The 20,542-nt window shown below is 38.3% G+C and carries 21 protein-coding genes; 5 read left to right on the top strand and 16 right to left on the bottom strand.

Annotated elements, in window-relative coordinates:
- Nucleotides 1–129: 129 nt before the first annotated feature.
- A complete protein-coding gene (locus ACESSZ_RS14285; protein WP_008691206.1) occupies nt 130–1,233 on the bottom strand; it encodes an N-acetylglucosamine-6-phosphate deacetylase in 1,104 nt (367 codons plus the stop codon).
- Between the two features lie 456 nt (nt 1,234–1,689).
- Nucleotides 1,690–2,013, bottom strand: a complete 324-nt coding sequence (locus ACESSZ_RS14280) for a cyclic-di-AMP receptor (protein WP_008691205.1) — start codon at nt 2,011–2,013, stop codon at nt 1,690–1,692.
- 237 nt (nt 2,014–2,250) lie between these two features.
- Between ACESSZ_RS14280 and ACESSZ_RS14275 the strand changes: the two genes are divergently transcribed.
- Both ACESSZ_RS14275 and ACESSZ_RS14270 read left to right on the top strand, forming a co-directional pair.
- Nucleotides 2,251–3,099, top strand: a complete 849-nt coding sequence (locus tag ACESSZ_RS14275; protein ID WP_008691204.1) for a patatin-like phospholipase family protein — start codon at nt 2,251–2,253, stop codon at nt 3,097–3,099.
- Between the two features lie 285 nt (nt 3,100–3,384).
- Nucleotides 3,385–4,725 carry an alpha/beta hydrolase family protein gene (locus ACESSZ_RS14270; protein WP_008691203.1) on the top strand — a complete coding sequence of 447 codons (1,341 nt, stop codon included), beginning with the start codon at nt 3,385–3,387 and terminating at the stop codon, nt 4,723–4,725.
- A 109-nt stretch (nt 4,726–4,834) separates the two neighbouring features.
- Here the strand turns inward: ACESSZ_RS14270 and ychF are convergent, their stop codons facing one another.
- The 7 genes from ychF to ACESSZ_RS14235 all read right to left on the bottom strand — a co-directional run bounded on the left by ychF (nt 4,835) and on the right by ACESSZ_RS14235 (nt 9,361).
- The gene (ychF, locus tag ACESSZ_RS14265; protein ID WP_008691202.1) at nt 4,835–5,938 is read right to left on the bottom strand and encodes a redox-regulated ATPase YchF; all 1,104 of its coding nucleotides are present in this window, start codon (nt 5,936–5,938) and stop codon (nt 4,835–4,837) included.
- 99 nt (nt 5,939–6,037) lie between these two features.
- The gene (locus ACESSZ_RS14260) at nt 6,038–6,454 is read right to left on the bottom strand and encodes a hypothetical protein (RefSeq protein WP_008691200.1); all 417 of its coding nucleotides are present in this window, start codon (nt 6,452–6,454) and stop codon (nt 6,038–6,040) included.
- Nucleotides 6,451–6,648 (bottom strand): helix-turn-helix transcriptional regulator, encoded by a 198-nt coding sequence (locus ACESSZ_RS14255; protein ID WP_008691197.1) that lies wholly within the window; start codon nt 6,646–6,648, stop codon nt 6,451–6,453. The genes ACESSZ_RS14260 and ACESSZ_RS14255 overlap by 4 nt, the downstream gene beginning before the upstream one ends.
- A gap of 176 nt (nt 6,649–6,824) precedes the next feature.
- Entirely contained in the window at nt 6,825–7,034 is a 210-nt protein-coding gene (locus tag ACESSZ_RS14250; RefSeq protein WP_008691195.1) for a DUF951 domain-containing protein, read from the bottom strand.
- 50 nt (nt 7,035–7,084) lie between these two features.
- Nucleotides 7,085–7,957, bottom strand: coding sequence for a bifunctional methylenetetrahydrofolate dehydrogenase/methenyltetrahydrofolate cyclohydrolase FolD (gene folD, locus ACESSZ_RS14245; protein WP_008691194.1), 873 nt, complete (start codon nt 7,955–7,957; stop codon nt 7,085–7,087).
- Between the two features lie 12 nt (nt 7,958–7,969).
- Nucleotides 7,970–8,416 (bottom strand): D-aminoacyl-tRNA deacylase, encoded by a 447-nt coding sequence (gene dtd, locus ACESSZ_RS14240; protein WP_008691193.1) that lies wholly within the window; start codon nt 8,414–8,416, stop codon nt 7,970–7,972.
- A gap of 75 nt (nt 8,417–8,491) precedes the next feature.
- The gene (locus ACESSZ_RS14235) at nt 8,492–9,361 is read right to left on the bottom strand and encodes a methionyl aminopeptidase (RefSeq protein ID WP_008691192.1); all 870 of its coding nucleotides are present in this window, start codon (nt 9,359–9,361) and stop codon (nt 8,492–8,494) included.
- Between the two features lie 156 nt (nt 9,362–9,517).
- On the opposite strand from ACESSZ_RS14235, the gene ACESSZ_RS14230 reads away from it, so the two are divergent.
- Nucleotides 9,518–10,978, top strand: coding sequence for a sodium-dependent transporter (locus ACESSZ_RS14230; protein ID WP_008691191.1), 1,461 nt, complete (start codon nt 9,518–9,520; stop codon nt 10,976–10,978).
- 569 nt (nt 10,979–11,547) lie between these two features.
- Nucleotides 11,548–12,081 (top strand): DUF5662 family protein, encoded by a 534-nt coding sequence (locus ACESSZ_RS14225; RefSeq protein WP_008691190.1) that lies wholly within the window; start codon nt 11,548–11,550, stop codon nt 12,079–12,081.
- A 146-nt stretch (nt 12,082–12,227) separates the two neighbouring features.
- Here the strand turns inward: ACESSZ_RS14225 and ACESSZ_RS14220 are convergent, their stop codons facing one another.
- The 7 genes from ACESSZ_RS14220 to ACESSZ_RS14190 form a co-directional block, all read right to left on the bottom strand.
- The gene (locus ACESSZ_RS14220) at nt 12,228–13,115 is read right to left on the bottom strand and encodes a ParB/RepB/Spo0J family partition protein (protein ID WP_008691189.1); all 888 of its coding nucleotides are present in this window, start codon (nt 13,113–13,115) and stop codon (nt 12,228–12,230) included.
- A 15-nt stretch (nt 13,116–13,130) separates the two neighbouring features.
- A complete protein-coding gene (locus tag ACESSZ_RS14215) occupies nt 13,131–13,913 on the bottom strand; it encodes a ParA family protein (RefSeq protein ID WP_008691188.1) in 783 nt (260 codons plus the stop codon).
- Nucleotides 13,914–13,929: 16 nt separating this feature from the next.
- A complete protein-coding gene (locus ACESSZ_RS14210) occupies nt 13,930–14,694 on the bottom strand; it encodes a ParB/RepB/Spo0J family partition protein (RefSeq protein WP_008691186.1) in 765 nt (254 codons plus the stop codon).
- A gap of 11 nt (nt 14,695–14,705) precedes the next feature.
- Nucleotides 14,706–15,416, bottom strand: a complete 711-nt coding sequence (gene rsmG / locus ACESSZ_RS14205; RefSeq protein ID WP_008691184.1) for a 16S rRNA (guanine(527)-N(7))-methyltransferase RsmG — start codon at nt 15,414–15,416, stop codon at nt 14,706–14,708.
- 168 nt (nt 15,417–15,584) lie between these two features.
- Complete coding sequence (locus ACESSZ_RS14200) at nt 15,585–17,000, bottom strand: PTS transporter subunit EIIC (protein ID WP_226897107.1); 1,416 nt, start codon at nt 16,998–17,000, stop codon at nt 15,585–15,587.
- A 1-nt stretch (nt 17,001) separates the two neighbouring features.
- The gene (locus ACESSZ_RS14195; RefSeq protein WP_008691180.1) at nt 17,002–17,832 is read right to left on the bottom strand and encodes a PRD domain-containing protein; all 831 of its coding nucleotides are present in this window, start codon (nt 17,830–17,832) and stop codon (nt 17,002–17,004) included.
- 13 nt (nt 17,833–17,845) lie between these two features.
- Nucleotides 17,846–19,105: a PTS transporter subunit EIIC gene (locus ACESSZ_RS14190; RefSeq protein WP_008691178.1), complete on the bottom strand. Its 1,260-nt coding sequence runs from the start codon at nt 19,103–19,105 to the stop codon at nt 17,846–17,848.
- A 287-nt stretch (nt 19,106–19,392) separates the two neighbouring features.
- Here ACESSZ_RS14190 and ACESSZ_RS14185 point away from each other — a divergent pair, with 287 nt between their 5' ends.
- On the top strand, nt 19,393–20,298 hold the full coding sequence (locus tag ACESSZ_RS14185) for an endonuclease/exonuclease/phosphatase family protein (RefSeq protein WP_008691176.1): 906 nt from the start codon (nt 19,393–19,395) through the stop codon (nt 20,296–20,298).
- Nucleotides 20,299–20,542 lie beyond the last annotated feature (244 nt).

The raw sequence follows: 20,542 nt of genomic DNA, 5'->3' as shown, positions 1-20,542 counted from the left end.
CAAGTCGCTCTTGGGTTCGTCGATAACTACGCCCCGAGGGATTTTCACCCTAGATATGTGGCATGCCCGCCACACAATAAAAAGCATCCAAAACGTTACGTTTATCGGATGCTCATTATGCACCATATGCTATAAAACACTGCGACCGTTTATTACTACATCTAACAAATGCAATTCACTATCCAGTATGACCAGATCAATCTTATGACCTAGGCGAATATCACTTGTATAACTCTTCACGATATGCGCCGCATTTTGCGAAGTCATCAAGATGCTTTCAGCAAGTCCATAGGCATCATATAGCTTACGAAAGATATCCAACAGGTCTATACAGCTTCCTTTTAGAACGCCTTCTTTATAAACTGCATGATGTTGTATGTAACTGCCATCATCTAGCACATGACCTTCAGGATAGGCCAATCCGGAGTTTATCGTACCGTCGCTGATTGCGATGACCCGTTTTGCACCCAACAGTTTAATCAGCCATTCTAACATTTTTGATTGTATATGTGCACCATCCATAATCATTTCACAGCTGCATTGGGATAAGAGCACGGCATCAAACATCGTCGGTTCATGATGATCAATGCCAGGCATAGCATTGCATAGATGCGTCACCTGGGAGGCACCTTCTTCAAAAGCCTCCAGCATTTGCTCATACGTTGCCTTACTGTGACCGATTGATACTTGAACACCATATAGATGCAATAAATGTATCGCTTCCATGGCATTTGTCAATTCCGGGGCAATCGTCATCACACGGATATCTTCATGATATTCACTTAGAAATGTATCTAATTCATTTAAATCAATTTCTTGTAACTGATTTGCATCTAATAAACAATGCATCGCTTTTGATAAATAAGGGCCTTCCAAATGAACGCCTGCATAACGTGCTCCCATCGTATTTCCTTGAAAAGCCTTTCGATATGCTTTCAGAATTGGAATATACTCTTGTAAAGGACGTGGAGATAAGGTCGGACAAAATGTCGTTACCCCTCGTTTGGCATATGCATTGGCCAATTGACGAAGATTTTCGATATTTTCATCATCACAGCTATATCCACGAAAACCATGCGTATGAATATCGACAAAGCCTGGGATAGCGATATGTCCTTTCCCTCTAGGTGTCTTAAATTCCATGCGCTCCACAAAACCATCTTCTAAATAAAGATCACCAAAAACCATCGTGCCATCCAGCATAAAGCTTACATTTTCAATTATCTTTTTCATGCTATGCACCTCACTCCTTACATTGTATTTCATAAAGGATGCTTTTACAAGGATAATTATGTACACCTAACATTTCTTTACCGCCACATTCTCTTTCCCATCTTATCATGCTATCAAGTATGCTGATTTAATAGCTTCTTTTTGCGTATAGTTAAAAACAGTCAAAAAGTTCATTTCATTGAACATGTTCTTTCTTCCCTTTGAAAATACCAAATCCTTATCCTTTCAAAAGACTTCAACGAAAGGAAACCTTTCATTTTACTATTTAACGTATCATGAACAAAAGCAAAGCGAGAAAATCGATGATTGTAAACAATCATTCAAGAAACTTATAAATATCTACCGCTTATACAAACTACTAAGCTTTCTGAACACCTATCACTATTGGTGTTGTGTATACAAAAAAAGCCCTTATAAAGCTAAATAGCATTATAAGGGTCATTCAGTAATCACAAATTATAATTTGATAAATTTCTCTACATCAATTACGAAAATAGTAGCTCCTCCAACTTGAACCTCGACAGGGAAAGATGCATATCTTCCAATATCATAAGATGCAGTGCTCGGTACAACTTCTGTACGTCTTCTACTGTATTCGCCAATAACTTCTATGGCACGTTCAACCTTATCATCATCCGTACCAACAATCAAGGTAGTATTTCCGGCACGCAGGAAACCTCCAGTCGTCGCAAGACGTGTTACCTGATAATTCTCCTTTGTCAACGCACTGGAAACTGCGGGACTATCATCATTTGACATGATCGCTAAAATGAGTTTCATATGCAATGCTCCTTTCTTCAATTTATATGTTTATTCTAACACTTAATAGGAGGTTTTACAATTAATAAATCGTGAATATGTTAAATGGTTTCACAAGTATTTTCACTTTTTTTCAATGCTTTATGCTTTTTTATGAAAAGGTGAAAAATCATGTATTTTACATAAATTTATGAACAAATTGAAAGGTTTTTCCTATTCAAAATATGCTATAATAGGACAGTCAAAGGAAGTGATCATATGGATAAATTAGGTTTAGTTCTTGAAGGAGGCGGCATGCGCGGGCTTTATACAGCCGGTGTGTTAGACTTTCTTATGGATCATGATATATATACAGATGGCGTCATTGGCGTCAGTGCCGGTGCCTGTCATGCGTGTAGTTATGCTTCTAAACAACGTGGACGTGCCTATCGCACAAATACAGACTACCTGCATGATAAACGTTATATGAGCATGCAGTCTTTGCTCAAAACGGGTGATTTATTTGGAGCAGAATTCATGTATAACGAAATTCCAAACAAATTAGACCCTTACGATTATGATGCATTTAATCGCTCTGGCATTAAATTATATGCTGTGGCAAGTAACTTGGAAACAGGAAAAGCCGAATATTTACAATGCATTAATATGTTGCATGATGTCATCTATGTAAGAGCCAGTGCATCCTTACCGCTATTATCCCGCATTGTGGAAGTAGATGGCAAAAAGTTGCTTGACGGTGGTGCATGTGATAGCATTCCCGTAAAACAATTCCAGAAAATGGGATATCAGAAAAATATCGTAGTCCTTACCCAATGCAAAGACTATCGCAAGGGAAAAAACAACCTTCTTCCTCTCATCCGTCGCAGTTATCGCAAATATCCAAAGTTTGTTGAAGCATTGGCAAATCGTCATATCAACTATAATCGCACGTTAGATGAATTAGGGGTAATGGAAAAAGAAGGCCGTATTTTGGTTATTCGCCCTAGTTCTCCGGTTACGATTGGACGTTTAGAGAAAGATGAGAAAAAGCTGAAAGCATTATATGAGCAAGGTTATGAAGACGCTAAAAACAGCATGGAAGCATTGATGGAATTCATCAAGCGCTAATGCTGCTTTTTTTGTGCTTATATCGTTTTCTCTTTAACATCCTCATCTGTTTGCAGTATCGTGATATTCTATTTGTCACATGCTTATTTCTTCTATTTCCTATGTCCATTCCTATTTGTCATCTGCTCTCTCCTTTTTGTCATATGCTCATTCCTTACTGCCATATGCTTTTTTCTTCTTTTTCATACATTCTTTTAGAATATTCCATTTCGTCCACTTTTCTCACTTCTCATTTATATTCTTCCTACTTCATGGTAAAATAAGAGATATAAACGAGGTGCAAGTATGAAACGAACAGGATGGTTATTTTTATTAATTTTTACTTTAATACTAAGCAGCTGCAGCTCTTCTAATGAAGAGTCGGCATCAGATACGACAAAGACACAGGATGTAACGATTACCTTAACGCAAAAAGAAACCTGTGAAAAGTTGGCAAACATCATTTGTGATGGCGATATACAAGCACTGCAAAATGACTTTACGTATTTAGATGAAATGGGAAAAGCTGTGAAGGAAAAAAACTTTCAAACACAGATTATGAGCTTTTCAAAGAGCTGTGGCAGTGTGGTATCTTTACAGACACCTTATGCCCAGTCCTATCAAGGGAATGTTGCCGTTTTTCAACCGGTAATAACGCAAAAACAGAAATTCAATCTGCAAGTAACCTTTGCGGGTGATAAGATAGCCGGTATTTTCTTTCGCCCATATCAACTTCCTGAAGAAACGATGAAGATGGATGGCATAAAACAAAAAGAAATGGATTTAAAAATAGCAACTGGCGGTAACATAAAAGGTTATTTGTGCACGCCTGAAAAAGGTGATAAATTTCCTGTAGTGATCCTGTTGGGAGGTTCAGGTCCCAGTGATCACAATGAAACCATCGGGAATCAGAAACCTTTTTATGAGCTTGCCAAGGAATTAGGGAAACAAGGTATTGCGACGTATCGCTTTGATAAGCGTACCTTAGAAAATACCTTTACCCAAACCGACACCATACAGCAGGAATATATAGAAGATGCCTTATCTGCTATTCAACTGATGCAGCAGCAAAAGCAGATTGACAAACAGCGTATTTATGTGTTAGGGCATAGCCAGGGAGGTTATATTTTACCTCGCCTAAATGAACAAACAAAGGATGTAGCAGGCTATATCTTTATGGCTGCTCCTTCTCGACCAATCGAAGACAGCATGGTAGAGCAACTTACCTACTTGGCGAAGTTGGATGGCAAAGTAGATGCTGAGGAACAAAAGCAGCTGGATGAGGCTGAAACAGTACGAAAACAGATCAAACAAATAGCTTCCAGCAAGCACGATGATACGCTTTATTTGGGTATGACACGAGCTTATCTTATGGATCTGGCCACATATGATCCAGTAAAAACAGCAGAAAAGATCCAAGTGCCGGTCCTGCTTTGTCAAGGACTACGTGATTATCAAGTGACCAAAACGGATTTAAAGCGTTGGCAACAAGCATTTGCTGAAAAAGCGAATTGGACCATTCGTACGTATGCAACGGCAAATCACGCAATGAGTAAAGGTAGTGAACAGCCTTCACCAAAAGATTACAACCAGGAGGCAGGATTAGATGTAACCTTTGTGAAAGACATTGTACAATTTATAAAATAAAAGCATAAAAAGAAAAGGCAAGTTTCCACATGCAGGTGGTACTTACCTTTTTTTGTGATACTATAAAATCCTTTGTATAACTTAAGTAGGAAACTTACATAGCGAATACTTATACATTGAAGCGGAAATGTAAGACATCACCGTCCTGCACTTCGTATTCTTTCCCTTCTAAGCGTAGTTTGCCGGCTTCTTTAATTGCCTGCTCACTGCCTAATGCATCAATATCTTCAAAGCGGTAACATTCCGCACGAATGAAGCCTTTTTCAAAGTCCGTGTGAATGACACCTGCACACTGTGGTGCCAGCATTCCTTTACGGAATGTCCAGGCACGACATTCATCTTCACCGGCAGTTAGGAATGTACAAAGATTTAAGATTTGATAAGCTGTTTTGATGACTTTATCAAGTCCGCTTTCTGGTATACCTAATTCCTGTAAAAAAGCATTCTTTTCTTCTTTATCCAGGCCAGACAATTCCTCTTCGATCTTAGCGCATACAGGTACAACCTGATTATGTTCACTATCTGCCAGTTCTTTCACCTTCTGATAATAGGGATTATTTTCTGGCTCTGCGATTTCTTCATCTGACATATTAGCAATGTAGATCATTGGCTTTAAGGTCAATAAATTAAATGCTTTGATAAGCAATCGTTCTTCCTTTTCCAAATCCAAGCTTCTAACAGGCTTTCCGGCTTCTAAAGCTGCTTGTAATTTTTTTAGTACGTTGACTTCGGCTATCGCATCTTTATCTTTGTTTGTCATCGCCTTGCGTTCTACTTTGCTTAAGCGATTTTCGATTGTCTGTAAATCCGCCATAATCAGTTCCAGATTAATGATTTCAATATCGCGAATGGGATCCACACTGCCTTCGACATGCGTAATATCTGCATCATCAAAACAACGGACAACATGACAAATAGCATCTGTCAAACGAATATTACTTAAAAATTGATTTCCTAAACCTTCACCCTTGCTGGCACCTTTTACTAAACCGGCAATATCGGTAAATTCAAAAGTTGTATAGATGGTTTTCTTTGGATGAAACAGCTCTACCAAACGATCAATACGATGATCCGGCACTTCTACGACACCAACGTTCGGTTGAATGGTCGCAAAGGGATAATTGGCTGCCTCTACCTGTGATTTTGTGATTGCGTTAAATAATGTAGACTTTCCAACATTAGGAAGCCCAACAATTCCTGCTGTTAATGGCATACTATCCTTCCTCTCAACTCTAACATTCTACCGTTTTTTTTAAGGTTATGCAACTGTTTGCGCACGTATTTGTATATACATTTTTATTGATTCGTGAATTTAATTATCCCAATCTTTTTTCTTTAACCATAAGCTAATGGTGATGGCTATCATCGTAATTGTTCCAGCAAGAACTACATAATCTATTGGCGCTTGTTCCATTCTGTGTTTTATGAATAAATCGATGTCCAGAATAGATAGTACGCTAAATCCATATAGAGCTATTTTAATCGATGCAGCATTCACTATACCCACATAAGCATCCTTCCAAATCAAAGATAGCGTCACATATAAGATGAGTATAAAAAATGTGATAAAGCCATAATCCGTAAAGCTTACGGTTTTCCCTATTTCTATGACCTTACATTCATTCAAAATGATTGCCCCACATAAAAGAATAATTGCTAAAGCAAAGGCTTTCGTCATAATCTTATTGCGTATGGCTTTTTGTCTTTCATCAAATTGTTCTATGTTCATTCCTCCCAAAATAAATCATTCAGTGTTTTATCCAATGCTTTACATATCGCAATGCATAAACGAATACTGGGATTGTAATCTCCCTTTTCAATGGCGTTCATTGTTTGTCGCGTAACACCTACACATTCTGCCAGTTCTTTCTGTGTCATATCTTTTGTTGCTCTTGCGGCCTTTATTCGCAAATTCTTTGCCATAACACCACTTCTCTTTCTACCTATATAGTATAACCAATATTACTTTATGTCAAGTATATATTACTTTTATTACGATTTAAATTACTCTATTAAAACTAGGTGAATCTTTCTTGATGTTTCTTTTAGTTAGCAAGACACGCTGAGAAAGCATTAAAAAAACCGCGATAGCTGCGGTTTCATTCTTCCGATTTTGGTGCATGTTCAATAACACGTTTTAATTTTTTTTCAAATTCCACACGAGGAAATAACACGCTGGTACCGCAGCCCTGACATTTGATACGGATATCAGCTCCCATGCGGATAATTTTCCAGTATTTCGATTTATGACATGGATGCTCTTTCTTCATCTCTACGATGTCATTCAAATCATATTCATGCTTTATCATGTGCTCATTCCCTTCTCTTTATTTAAGTTATCTTCATTGTATCATAGTTTTTATCGTTCGTCCCATGAAACATGCTCTCTTTGTTCATAGGATTGCAAAGTATTTTCTAGCAACATCGCAATGGTCATAGGCCCCACCCCTTTCGGCACAGGAGTTATATAACCAGCAACCTCACTAACGTTTGCAAAATCAACATCCCCACACAGCTTATTTTGATCATCACGGTTGATACCGACATCAATTACGACAGCACCTGGTTTTACCCAATCACGTTTTACAAGACGCGCTTTTCCAACCGATACAACTAAGATATCCGCACGTTTGGTAATACTTTTAATATCCTCTGTTTTGGAATGACAAATGGTTACCGTTGCATTATGATTTAATAAAAGTTGTGCAACCGGTTTACCAACAATATTACTACGTCCAAGAACAACAGCCTGTTTACCGCTTAAATCTGTCATGCCGATTTCCTCTAGCATTCGTATAATACCTTTTGGCGTGCAGGAAAGGAACGTTGGTTCTTGTAATAGCATCTTCCCTACATTCACCGGATGAAAGCCATCCACATCTTTTTTTGGATCAATCGCATGTAGAATCACATGCTCATCCATATGTGCAGGTAAAGGAAGCTGTACCAAAATACCATCCACCTTGGTATCGGTGTTCAACTGATGAATGATCTGTAACAATTCATCTTCACTTGTGGTAGCCGGCAGTAAAATGAGATCATTTTCCATGCCGATTTCATGACAAGCTTTCTCTTTCCCTTTCACATAAGATACACTGGCAGGATGTTCTCCTACCAAAACGACAACAAGCTTAGGGAGTCGTTTTTGCTCATTTTTTAACTTCATGATCCGCAAGCGCAGATCTTTTTTTACTTGCTTAGCAATTTCACTGCCATATATCACATTTGCCATACGCTTAGCCTCCTATAATTCTGCACTGTCTAAAATGATCGTAACCGGACCATCATTCAGCAATTCTACCTTCATATCAGCGCCAAACACACCTGTTGGTACTTGCAATCCATATGAACGTAATTCTTTATTAAAGAGCTCATAAAGCGGGTTTGCCTGCGCAGGGTGTGCCGCTTTCTCGAAACCGGGACGTCTTCCCTTCTTACAATCCGCATACAATGTAAATTGCGAAATTGAAAGAATATCTCCCTGAATATCCGATAACCCACGATTCATCTTTCCTTGTTCATCCTCAAAGACACGCAATTCAGCACATTTTTTTGCCATTTTCTTCACAATGCCTTCATCATCACTCTGGGTAATACCTACCAAAGCTAAAAAACCATTTTGAATGGCGCCATGCACTTGTCCATCAATTGTAACGGATGCATGCCGCACTCTTTGTAATATCACTCGCATATCATTTTCCTTCCATTTTCCAATACTACTTGCTATAATCTTTTCCTATTTGAAAAACAAGGGCACCCCCCTTGTTTAATATGTCAAAATTTCAACACCTTTTTCGGTTACCAGTAAGGTATGTTCCCATTGAGCAGAAAGCTTGCCATCCGCCGTATAAGATGTCCATCCATTATCTTCATCAATATAGAGATGATAATCTCCCTCATTGATCATCGGTTCAATAGTAAACACCATACCGGGAGCCAGAATCATGCCTTTTCCCTTACGCCCTACATGTGAAACGATAGGATCCTCATGGAATGCTTTCCCAACGCCATGTCCGGCAAAATCTATCACGACACTATAACCTTTGCTCGTTGCATATTCATGAATCGCCGCTCCAATATCGCCTACATGCCCCCAAGGTTTGACAGCTTTTATACCGATTTCCAGACATTCTTTCGTCACTTGTACCAAACGCTTTGCCTCTTCACTCACTTCACCAATCATAAACATTCGCGAAGCATCGGAGTAATAACCATGAAAAATGGTGGAAACATCTACATTGACGATATCGCCTTCCTGTAAGATGATTTCATCATCCGGAATACCATGACATACCTCATCATTAACCGATGTACAAACACTTTTAGGAAAGCCTTCATAATTCAAAGGAGCAGGTATTGCCCCATGACTTACTGTGTAATCATACACCAATCGGTCAATATCTCCGGTACTCATACCGACATGTATATGCTTTGCGACATGATCAAGTACACCGGTGTTAATAGCAGCACTCTTTTTGATACCAAGAATATCCTTTGTACTTTTGATCAAACTGCGATCTGGCACAATCTCGCCATTTCTAGCAAATTCGCGAATTTTTTCATCAAACTTTTCATGACATTGTTTATATTTTTTGCCACTGCCACACCAGCAGCGGGAATTTCTATGCATTTCCATATCTTTACACCTCTTTACGTCGTATAGTATATCACGTATCTCTTAAATTTTCATACCATTTCCTAAAAAGTAATACAATTGCCATGACAAAGCCGAATTAAAGATTGACTTTCCTTATATACACCGATAAAATTATGCATAAAAGGGTGTGAATGTATGAAAGCAAGAGAAAAATTCTCATCGCGCTTAGGCTTTATCCTAATCTCAGCGGGATGTGCAGTCGGACTGGGGAATGTCTGGCGGTTTCCTTATATCACCGGCCAGTATGGCGGAGCTGCCTTTGTATTGCTATATTTATTATTTCTGATGCTGTTAGGCTTACCTATCATGGTAATGGAATTTTCCGTAGGACGCGCATCTATGAAATCGGCCGCAAAATCTTTTGATGTACTAGAGCCAAAAAAGACAAAATGGCATTTCATCAAATATGTGGCAATCGGCGGTAATTACATGCTGATGATGTTTTATACGACCGTTGGCGGATGGATGTTGAATTACTGTTTAAAAATGATAAGTGGCACTTTTGAAAACCAGTCAACAGAAGCAGTGGGGCAGATATTTCATGATATGCTCGCAAGTCCTGCGCAGAACCTGTTTTGGATGGTCGTAATTACCATGATCGGCTTTCTCGTCTGCAGCAAGGGATTACAAAATGGGGTTGAAAAGATTTCCAAATATATGATGTCCTGTTTATTTATTGTTATGCTGATACTGGTGATACGCGCTGTCACTTTACCAGATGCTGTAGAAGGTTTAACGTTTTATTTAGTGCCTGATTTTGGTAAAATGATGGAAAACGGCTTATGGGACGCCATTTTTGCGGCAATGAGTCAAGCCTTCTTTACGCTTAGTCTGGGTATCGGAGCGTTGGCTATCTTTGGCAGCTATATCGGAAAAGATCGTTCTTTACTAGGTGAAAGTCTGAATGTCTGTATCTTAGATACTTTAGTTGCCTTTATTGCCGGTTTGATTATTTTCCCTTCCTGTTTCTCTTTTGGTGTAGATGCCGGAAGTGGCCCAGGATTGGTATTTGTGACATTACCAAATGTCTTTAATGCCATGGCTCAAGGACGCTTATGGGGAACCTTATTCTTCTTATTTATGTCCTTTGCAGCATTAACGACCATTATTGCCGTATTTGAAAATATCGTTGCCTTTGCTATGGATAGCGGTTGGTCAAGAAAGAAAGCCGTATGGGTAAATTTCTTTGCCATCCTGATTTTATCACTGCCTTGTGCATTAGGATTTAATATTCTATCCTTCTTACAGCCATTAGGTGAAGGAACAACCATTCAGGACTTAGAAGATTTCATCGTTTCCAGCAATTTATTACCATTAGGTTCCTTATTATATCTATTATTCTGTACCTTCCGTTATGGTTGGGGATGGAAAAATTTCCTTGGTGAAGCAAATACAGGAAAAGGGCTAAAGTTTCCTAGCTGGATACGAGGCTACGTCAGTTTCATACTGCCTGTCATCGTCATCTTTATTTTCTTCCAAGGTTATATCGAGAAGTTTTCAACACCATGGAATGCAATCTTACCAATTGTTTTGATCCTGTTTATCATCTTTATACCAATACATGCATGGATCATACAACATAAAAAAAAGCAGTAATTCAGCTAAAAATGACTCCTTGAAGTAGTAAGGAGTCGTTTTTTATGGAAAGGTAATGGCGGTTTGTTTATGGAATGAACAAATGCAAACGAGGGAGTAAGTACCATTACCAAAGTCTTTCAAGGTATTACTTACCTTGTACTTTTAGTATAAGACAGCTTTGTGAAAAACATATGAATAGTATTTGAATTCTGTGTTAATTTATTAAAGAGCACATACAATAAGACCTCTACGAGGGATAGAGGTCTTAAGCATGAAGGCCGGTAATGGAAATTATAAAATTATGTAAACATGATAGCTGTTGTTACTATTACTATAGGGATGGGGAAACGATTTCCATTACCACACAAGCAGTAAGTCTGCCTGTACCTATACTATAACGTGCGAATGTGAAGGATATGTGATGGTCATGCGTTTTTTTACAACTTTTTGATAATCATAAGAGAGGATATAAGACCTTCCCCATACAAATACCCATCTATGATCGATCATCATTCCACTCTTCCCTTTTTCTTTATTTGTGTTAAAATACCTCTGACATTATAAATTCACATAGGAAGGAGATTATTATGAATCGTTTCTGGGGACATCTTTCAACGATCAATCATCATAAAATACTGGTAACTAAATTATGCTTTCGCTGCCATTTATATAAGCAAGGAATCTTACACGATTTATCAAAATATTCACCTGTTGAATTTTGGGCAGGAGTTACCTATTATCAAGGCTTTCGCAGCCCTATTAATCGAGAAAAAGAAGTAAAAGGGTATTCCCTTGGATGGTTGCATCATAAAGGACGGAATCGTCATCACTGGGAATACTGGTTGGACAATGGAAATGTAAAAAATGGTGTCATTGCTATTGAAATGCCTGTCAACTACGTTGTTGAGATGATTTGCGATCGTATTGCGGCATCCATGACCTATCAAAAGGAAAACTATACCGATGCCAGTGCTTTAGAATACTTCTTAAACGGTTATGACAGAGTCATGATGCATCCTAACACAAAAGCATTGACACAGCATATATTAGAATATTTAAGAGATCATGGTTTAGATCAGACCATTGCTTATATCCGGCATAATATTTTAAAAAACAAATAATTTTTTATATGACCTAAAGAATTGTGCATATGATTGTACTATCACAATTCTTTTTTTATTACTAAAAGTTATACTATAGTCCTTTCTATCGTCTTTATCACCATGAAAATTCGCAAACAAAAAGACACGAATACATCGCATCTTTCTTACATTTCTTCATCTAATCCGCCAATCATCTCAAGTACACGATTGAGGTCATCGTTGCCATGATACTTAATGACAATTTGTTTTTCATCAATTTTTACTTTTGTGCCAAAACGACTCTGTAATCGTTTCTCTACCTGATCCAGATTAACGTCTCGCTCTTTTTTCACCGGTTCCGGCTTAGGCTCATTCATATTTTTAACAAGCGTTTCCACGGCACGCACAGATAAATGCAATTGTATTGCCTTTTGCGCTACCTCTTCCATGAGTTTTGGATCTTTCAAGGATAACAGGGCGCGTACATGCCCCATGCTGAGTTCATTATTCACTACATGCTGTTGCACAGATGCAGGCAATTTTAATAATCGTAACATATTGGCAACATGTTCACGGGATTTCCCAATACGATGTGCTAATTCTTCCTGTTTATATCCTAGTTTCTTAATCAGCTTTTCATAGCCTTGCGCCTCTTCAATAGCATTCAGATCTTCACGCTGAATGTTTTCCAATAAGGCAATCTCCATCATCTGCTGATCATCAAAATCCATCAGGATGGCCGGAATACGCTTTAACCCAGCTAGCTTGCTGGCACGTAAACGACGCTCACCGGTAATTAGTTCATAACCTTTGACTGCTTTTTTAACTAAGATTGGTGTAAACACACCATGTAATTTAATCGAATCTGCCAATTCCTGAATCTTATCATCATCAAAGTGTTTTCTTGGCTGATAAGGATTCGGTTTTACATCCTTAACATCCACCTCAAACTTGCTGTCTTCATGAACCTCGCTTTTCCCTTGCTGAATGTCTTCTAAAACATTGCTGACATCTTCACCAAAGATAGCCGATAGTCCTTTGCCCAGTCTGGCATTGTTCTCTTTTTTTGCCATATTGACGCTTACCTCCTATCTGGCCTTCGCCTTCTTATTCATGCGGACAACCTCATTCGCTAATCCGGCATATGCTTTTGCTCCTTCACAACGTACATCATATTCAAAAATCGACATACCACGTGATGGTGCCTCGCTTAATTTTACATTTCGAGGTATATAGGTTTTATATACACGATCTTTGAAATGCTGACGAACTTCCTGTTGCACTTCTACGCTTAATTTCGTACGTCCATCATACATCGTTAAGATCACACCTTCAATCATCAGATTCTTATTAAACAGCTGCTGTACCAGACGAATCGTTAATAAAAGTTGTGTCACACCTTCCAACGCATAATATTCACACTGTACTGGAATAATAACCGAATCTGCCGCCGTTAAGGCATTGGTATTCAACAAGCCTAAAGAAGGCGGACAGTCAATGATGATAAAATCGTATTCATCCTTAATCGGTTCTAATTTGTTTTTTAATAATTCTTCTTTTCCAACCTCAAATTTTACCATCTGCAAATCGGCACCTGCTAAAGATATATTGGCTGGTATGATATCTATCGGAGGTGATGATAACTTTTTACGAATGTCTCTCACCTCATAATGTTCCATAATCAAATTGTATACAGAAAGTTTATCTTCACCTACTTCAGCACCGACTCCCTGTGTTGCGTTGCCCTGTGGATCAAAGTCTACCAACAGAACCTTGTTACCTAAATATCCTAACCCTGCCGCTAAATTAATCGAAGTGGTCGTTTTACCAACGCCCCCCTTTTGATTTGAAACAGCAATAATTTTTCCCATATGTAACCAGACCTTTCTATTTCGGAATGCGTATGGTTATGATGACATCATCCTCACGTTCTTCTTCCTGCATGAGTGCCTCACAGCCTGCCCGATTCACCATGCTTACCGCTTGATGAATGGTATTTAAAGCAATACGTATACTCTTACTAATGCCTTTCAGCATAACTTTTTTCTTTGGTTTTGGCCCTTGTGCCTCTTCCTTTAATAATTTTTCTGTCTGTGCAACGGTCAGACCTCTTTTTTCTATTTTCTGCAATGTCTGTTTCTGTTTTTCTTCATCTAAGCCTAACAAAGCACGGGCATGACGTTCACTGATACGGCGTGCACTGACTGCCTCCTGTACTTCCTCATCCAGATTTAACAAGCGAATTTTATTGGCAATAGAGCTTTGTGATTTACCTACACGTAAAGCCAGCTGCGATTGATTAATGCCAGCATATTTCATGATTTCCACATACGATTTGGCTTCTTCTATGGCACTTAAATTCTCTCTTTGAATATTTTCAACCAATGCCATTTCTGCCATCTGTACTTCATCAGCATCCATAATATTTGCCGGTACTTCTACAGCACCATTTAAACGTAATGCACGGAATCGACGTTCACCGGCGATGATTTGATATTTATCATTAACCTTTCGTACGGTGATTGGCTGAATCAAACCATTTTCACGAATTGATTGTGCCAGATCCATTAGCGCGTCTTGATCAAATTCCAAGCGTGGCTGATATGGATTCGGTTCAATCAAATCGATTGCTATCATCTTTGTATCTTCCATTCTATTCCTCCTCAAAGGGGATTTTTCTTTATTTGCGCAAATGCTCTTGGATATTTCAATGGGGTTTTCTTTACCTTTTCAAAGACAAAATTGACCCTTTTGGAACCATCCGACAGCACTTTTTCATCCCTGCGTTTCTCCTCACATCCAAGAAGGCGAATTGCTTTTTCAGCCAACGCATACTCCTCTAGCGCATTGGCACCCTTTAATGCCAAAAACATACCGCCTACCTTTACCAACGGAATGCATAATTCTGAAAGCATTGTTAAGTTTGCAACCGCTCTTGCGCTGACGATATCAAAGCTTTCCCGATGTTCTTTCGCATAATCTTCAGCTCTTGCATGTACACAATGCACATTGTTTAACTTCAGCTGATGACACAGAGCTTCTAAAAAAGTAATTCGTTTTCCTAATGTTTCTACAATCGTAATTTCTAAGTCAGGGTAAACGATTTTCAAAGGGATGCTAGGAAACCCAGCACCTGCCCCAACATCACAGAAAGTACCCTTCAGTTTTACATCAAAGGAGGGCAATATAGAATCCAGAAAATGTTTTTCATAGATTTCATCCATATCCGTAATCGCCGTCAAATTCATTTTTTGATTCCATTCAAGGAGCATAGCAGCATACATGGCAAATTGTTGCAGCTGCGTATCCTGCAAAGTTATGCCATATGATTTTACAACATGAAAAAAATCTTCTTTATGAAATGTATTGGACATAGTATCCCTCCAGCATCTACTATTATAACAAACTTACCGTATGAACAAAACATTAAGTTTATGATTTTCAATGATGGGCATCATAAAAAGAAGCAATCTTTGAAAGAATTGCCATGAAGTTTTCTGTATCTTTCTATACGTTGCATGGCTTCCCCGTCGTTTAACTGATTACAATTGATAATTTTTTAATACATCCATGATAGCATCCACATGCGCACCATACACAATCTGAATTTCTTCTTTTGTCTTTAAATAACCGGCAGCACCATTTTGACGAATGCGCTTAAAAACAAACTTATCCTGATCTTTTAATGTGATATGAAGACGTGTGATACAGGAATGAATCGCAATGATATTTTCTGCCCCGCCACAGCCTTCAATGATGACTTTTGCCATCTCATTCAAATCTTCAGCAGCAATACTTCCTTCTTGAAACGGCTCATTTTGATCATTCTCTCTTCCCGGAGTACAAAGATCAAATTTCTTGATCATTAATCGAAATAGCACATAATATATCACAAAGAAAAGCCCACCTTGAACGAATAGCATATATGGTTTTACTGCCATAGGGAGCGAACTCGCCAATACAAAGTCAATAGCCCCGGCACTAAAGCTAAAGCCAGCAATATATTGTAAGCTGGCTGCCATAAACACCGAAATACCAGTCAGTAAAGCATGCATCACATAGAGCAATGGAGATAAGAACATAAAGGAGAATTCTAATGGCTCCGTAACACCGGTGAGAAACGACGCAATAGCAGAGGATACAAAAAACGGCTTCATCTTCTTTTTCCGCGTAATAAAACAGCATTGATACATCGCCAAAGCCATGGCTACCACACCAAACATCATGATTGGATAATACCCTGCCTGATACATGCCCGTGACTCCGCGTATTCCCGTGCCTGCCCAATAATTGCCAATATCATTAATACCAATCACATCAAACCAAAAGATAGAATTTAACATATGGTGCAATCCCAATGGAACCAACAGGCGATTTAAAAACGCATAAATACCTGCGCCCAAAGGTCCCATATCCTTGATCATGGTGCCAATGGAAATAAGCAATGTAAAAATGAGAGGCCAGACGATATATAAAACGATGGAACAAAGCATAGCAAAGATGGAGGTATAAACCAAGACCCTAAAATCAGCAGGTAAATAGTTTGTAGAAACATGTTTACGACGATAACTAAATGCAGCTAACAGACCACTTAAAATCCCAATGAACTGATTATTAATATTGCCAAAAGCTTCATCTACCCGAAAGCGCAAGGTATCTTCTAAAAAAGAGACATTCGATACCGAAAGCAAACTGGTGATAATAAGAAAACATAATAATCCATTACAGGCAGCTAAACCACTTTTATCATCACTTAGTTCATAAGCTACACCGATCGCAAAAATCATTGGCATCTGAGAGATGATAACATTTCCTGTTTTCTGCAAGATCATTGCCATAAAATATAGATTTTCCATACCACTTTCTTCTAATGCATAGCCAATCCCCATAAGCAATGCCGCAGCCGGGAAGACGGCGATTGGCAACATGAGGGCTCTTCCTAATTTCTGTAGTTTCATCTTAATCAATCAGCTTTCCAATATGGATCATCAGATACACCTGTTCATTTTCCTGTAGCTCATAATGATATTTTTCTTTGATCGTTTCTCTGATCTGATGAATACAATGTTCCATTTTATCATTGCGTTTTATCAAAAAGGCATACAAATCGCCAAGCTCTTCTTTTTTCGTCTTTTGATTTGAAAACATATGCTGTCCCAAAAATTTTAAATGCGTAATAAAACGTGAAAAGTTAAGTTCATTCTCATCAAGATGAACCTGATACGTTTCCTCAACGATTCGCTGTACATCTTTAATGAAACGTAAGATTTTTGATACATTACTGCTACGCCCACCATTGTTTAATGTGGCATTGACGATATGCATGGCAATATAACCAGCCTCATCCTCTGGGAAACTGATTTCCGTATTTGCCTGAATGAGCTTTAACGCCCACAGACCCACTTTAAATTCTCTTTTATACAATGTTTTGATTTCATTTAACATGAAATTAGGAACATTGATATTCTGTTTCTTACGTTCTGCCGCATAATGGATGTGATCACTCAATGAGATCAATAGCTGTGGGCTCACTTCTATTTTTAAAGTCTCGCATGCCTTACGGGCTATGACTTCAGCAATTCGAAAATACAAAATAGGTGTACGTTCCAACAGCATATGCAGCTGTTTTTTCTGTTCATCTTCAAAGGTATATGTCTTTTCAATGCGTTTTTCATCTACCGTATCGCCGGGCCGTTTATGAAAGCCGATTCCTGCTCCGACAATGATCATTTCCTGTTTGCCTCTAATTGCCGAAACAATATTGTTGTTGTAAACATGTATGATTTGCATGATGTCCCTCCTTTTACAACAGCAATTGCTGTAATTCTTTTTCCTGTAACCTTTGCAACGCTTGCTGCAAAGCAAATGCCTGGTTACCTGCCGCCAATTCATAGCAGTATTCATCCTTTGCAAGATGATAAGCGCACAGCTTTTGTAATCGTTGTTCATCTACAAAATCCATGTCATACACAGTGATAAATAAGCTGCGATTCATCGCTTTCATCACTCTTATATTCTCCATGCCGCCAAAAACTTCTAACAGTTCTACGACATATTCATCATGGATAGCACCACGCTTTTCCTGGGGTAAATAAAGCCACTGTCTTTTATAAGAAAGCCATAGCAAGCTGATATAGATACTACCAAAAACGACCGTCAGCAATCCACCTGAAACAGAAAAGTAAGCCAAATAAAATATACAGCCACTCCCTATGCAATATACAAGCCATAATAGCGGTGCGCTGATAAACAAATACAACACAAAAGCGTCACTAGCCTGTGATAAGAGGCATTGTAACAGACACAAACTCACAAAAATAGCCATGGGATATCGTTTCTTATGAAGAAGGAATACCATCCAGGAAAGCATAAATGCAGGCATTACACCATATTGCATGACGGTAATGCCCTTCTGAAAACCGGGAAGGATATAAAAACCATCACTGATATCACGTAAACCAACAATCACAAGTCCACTATTCAGGACTTTACTAATGCTTGCCCCAACTATTCCATGCTCATATAATACAGCTGTTAAAGAGAACAATTGACGTATTGTAAATGTCCAGATAAAGTAATACGGAACAGCCAATCCCAACATGATGAAAATAGTTAATATCGGGACCAAACGACGTCCACTGAAAAAAGCCAGACTTTTGGGCAACTGTACTTGCGAAAACCGCTCAAATAGCTTTGCCGCAACCAATCCGCATAAGATGGCAGTCAATGGATTTTGAATATAATCTACAGCCACATCTACATGCCATTGATAAGCAAAAGCCTCATTCAAAACCTCACTTTGTAAAACACTGATGATGAGTAAATAAGCAATCATTGCCGATAAGACAACACTGCCATCCTTATGTCTACAAAACTGATAAGATACAAAGCCTGCCAGTAAGAAAGGCAGCGCCTTAGCATACAAGGCATCCAGACGAACAAATAGTGTCATAAAAGGAAGGATTTCAGCAAGTAGCTGACTGATACTAGCCATGATAGAAACTATAGGAAGAAACAACAAAAGAGGCATACAGGCAACCCATAATTTTCGATACCAAGTCATGAAACCACTTCCTTTTCTAGAATTATAAAACGTTTTCATGATAACATTTTTTCACAAATTGTAAATATCGCAAATAAAAATTTTTTAAAAAAAGGGATTGACAAACGAAATGTAAACGCTTATCATTTGTGTGTAAAAGTTAGAAGCGAAATGATAAAACGTGTTACTGTTCAATCAGGCATGAGTTTTTGGGGAAAAACTTATGCCTTTTTTTGTAGTTTCATGTAGATATCGTTCTGCTCTGGATCCAGCTTTACATGTTTATGTTCGTAAAACAGGAGGAAACTATGAAAAAATTATTATGTGCTTTATGTGCCATGACTTTATTGGCAACTGCAACAGGATGTTCTAACAACAATGCCGACAAGGACAAAAAGGAAACAAGCGGCAATACACTGGTTGTCGCATCAAACAACATTGACGCAAAATCACAGCCAGATGTAGATGCACAGCGTAAATTATTGGAAGAAAACGGTGTTGAGATTTTCGGACTTCAAGAAGTCGATAACATGACAAGACGTAATCACTATGATGTAGTCAGCAAATTCAAAGTTGATCCTTACAAGGATGCATTCTTCTCAAATGCCATCGCTTTCTCCGGTGGTGAATATGGTATTGCGACAGTATCGAAATATGAATTCAAGAGCAAAGATGCTACTAAATTGTATAGCGATTTATTTGCTGGTAAAGAAATCGCACAGGAATTGGCGGATGCTTACAAAGACTATGATCCAGACAATAAAGAATCCGAAGCAAAGATGGATGCTGTATCCGCAAAGAATCCTATTGAACCACGTTTATATCAGCGTGTCGTAATTGAAAAAGACGGCAAAGAAATCGCCTTCTATAACACTCATTTAAGCTATGAAGATCAGAAATTGCGCAAACAGCAGATGGAAACCTTAATGAAAGCCATGGACAGCGATACTTGCAAATATGTAATTGCAGTTGGTGATTTTAATGCCGATCAGTCCACAAAAGAATTTGATGCATTTAAAGAAAAATATCATATTGCCAATGGTTTAGATGGCAAATGGTTAGATACGTATAATGGCGTTGATGATACTATGAAAGTAAACAGTGTCGACAACATCATTGTGTCAAAAAACATCACGATCAAAGAAGTTAAAATGATTCCTTCTAAATTGTCTGACCACAATCCTCTAGTAGCTACATTAGAGCTAGGAGAATAGTTTCATAACATTACCCTTCATTTCCTATTATGAGAACTGTTAAGCGTTACAGTTCTCTTTTTATGATTATCAATTTACATCTTTAACATAAATGATATTCGAATATTCAGAATCATTAGGAGTCAATCTGTCACTAAAAAAAGCCTTCTATCTCAATTCACTTGTATAGGATATCTAAATTATCGTAGGGATAAGCGATACCTCTAAATTATCATAGGGTTTCGTAAAAGGTTGGCTCTAAATT

Source organism: Eubacterium sp. 3_1_31 (assembly GCF_964249515.1).
GTDB classification, from domain to species: Bacteria; Bacillota_I; Bacilli_A; order Erysipelotrichales; family Erysipelotrichaceae; genus Longicatena; species Longicatena caecimuris.
This window is presented reverse-complemented; position numbering and strand designations above follow the sequence as displayed.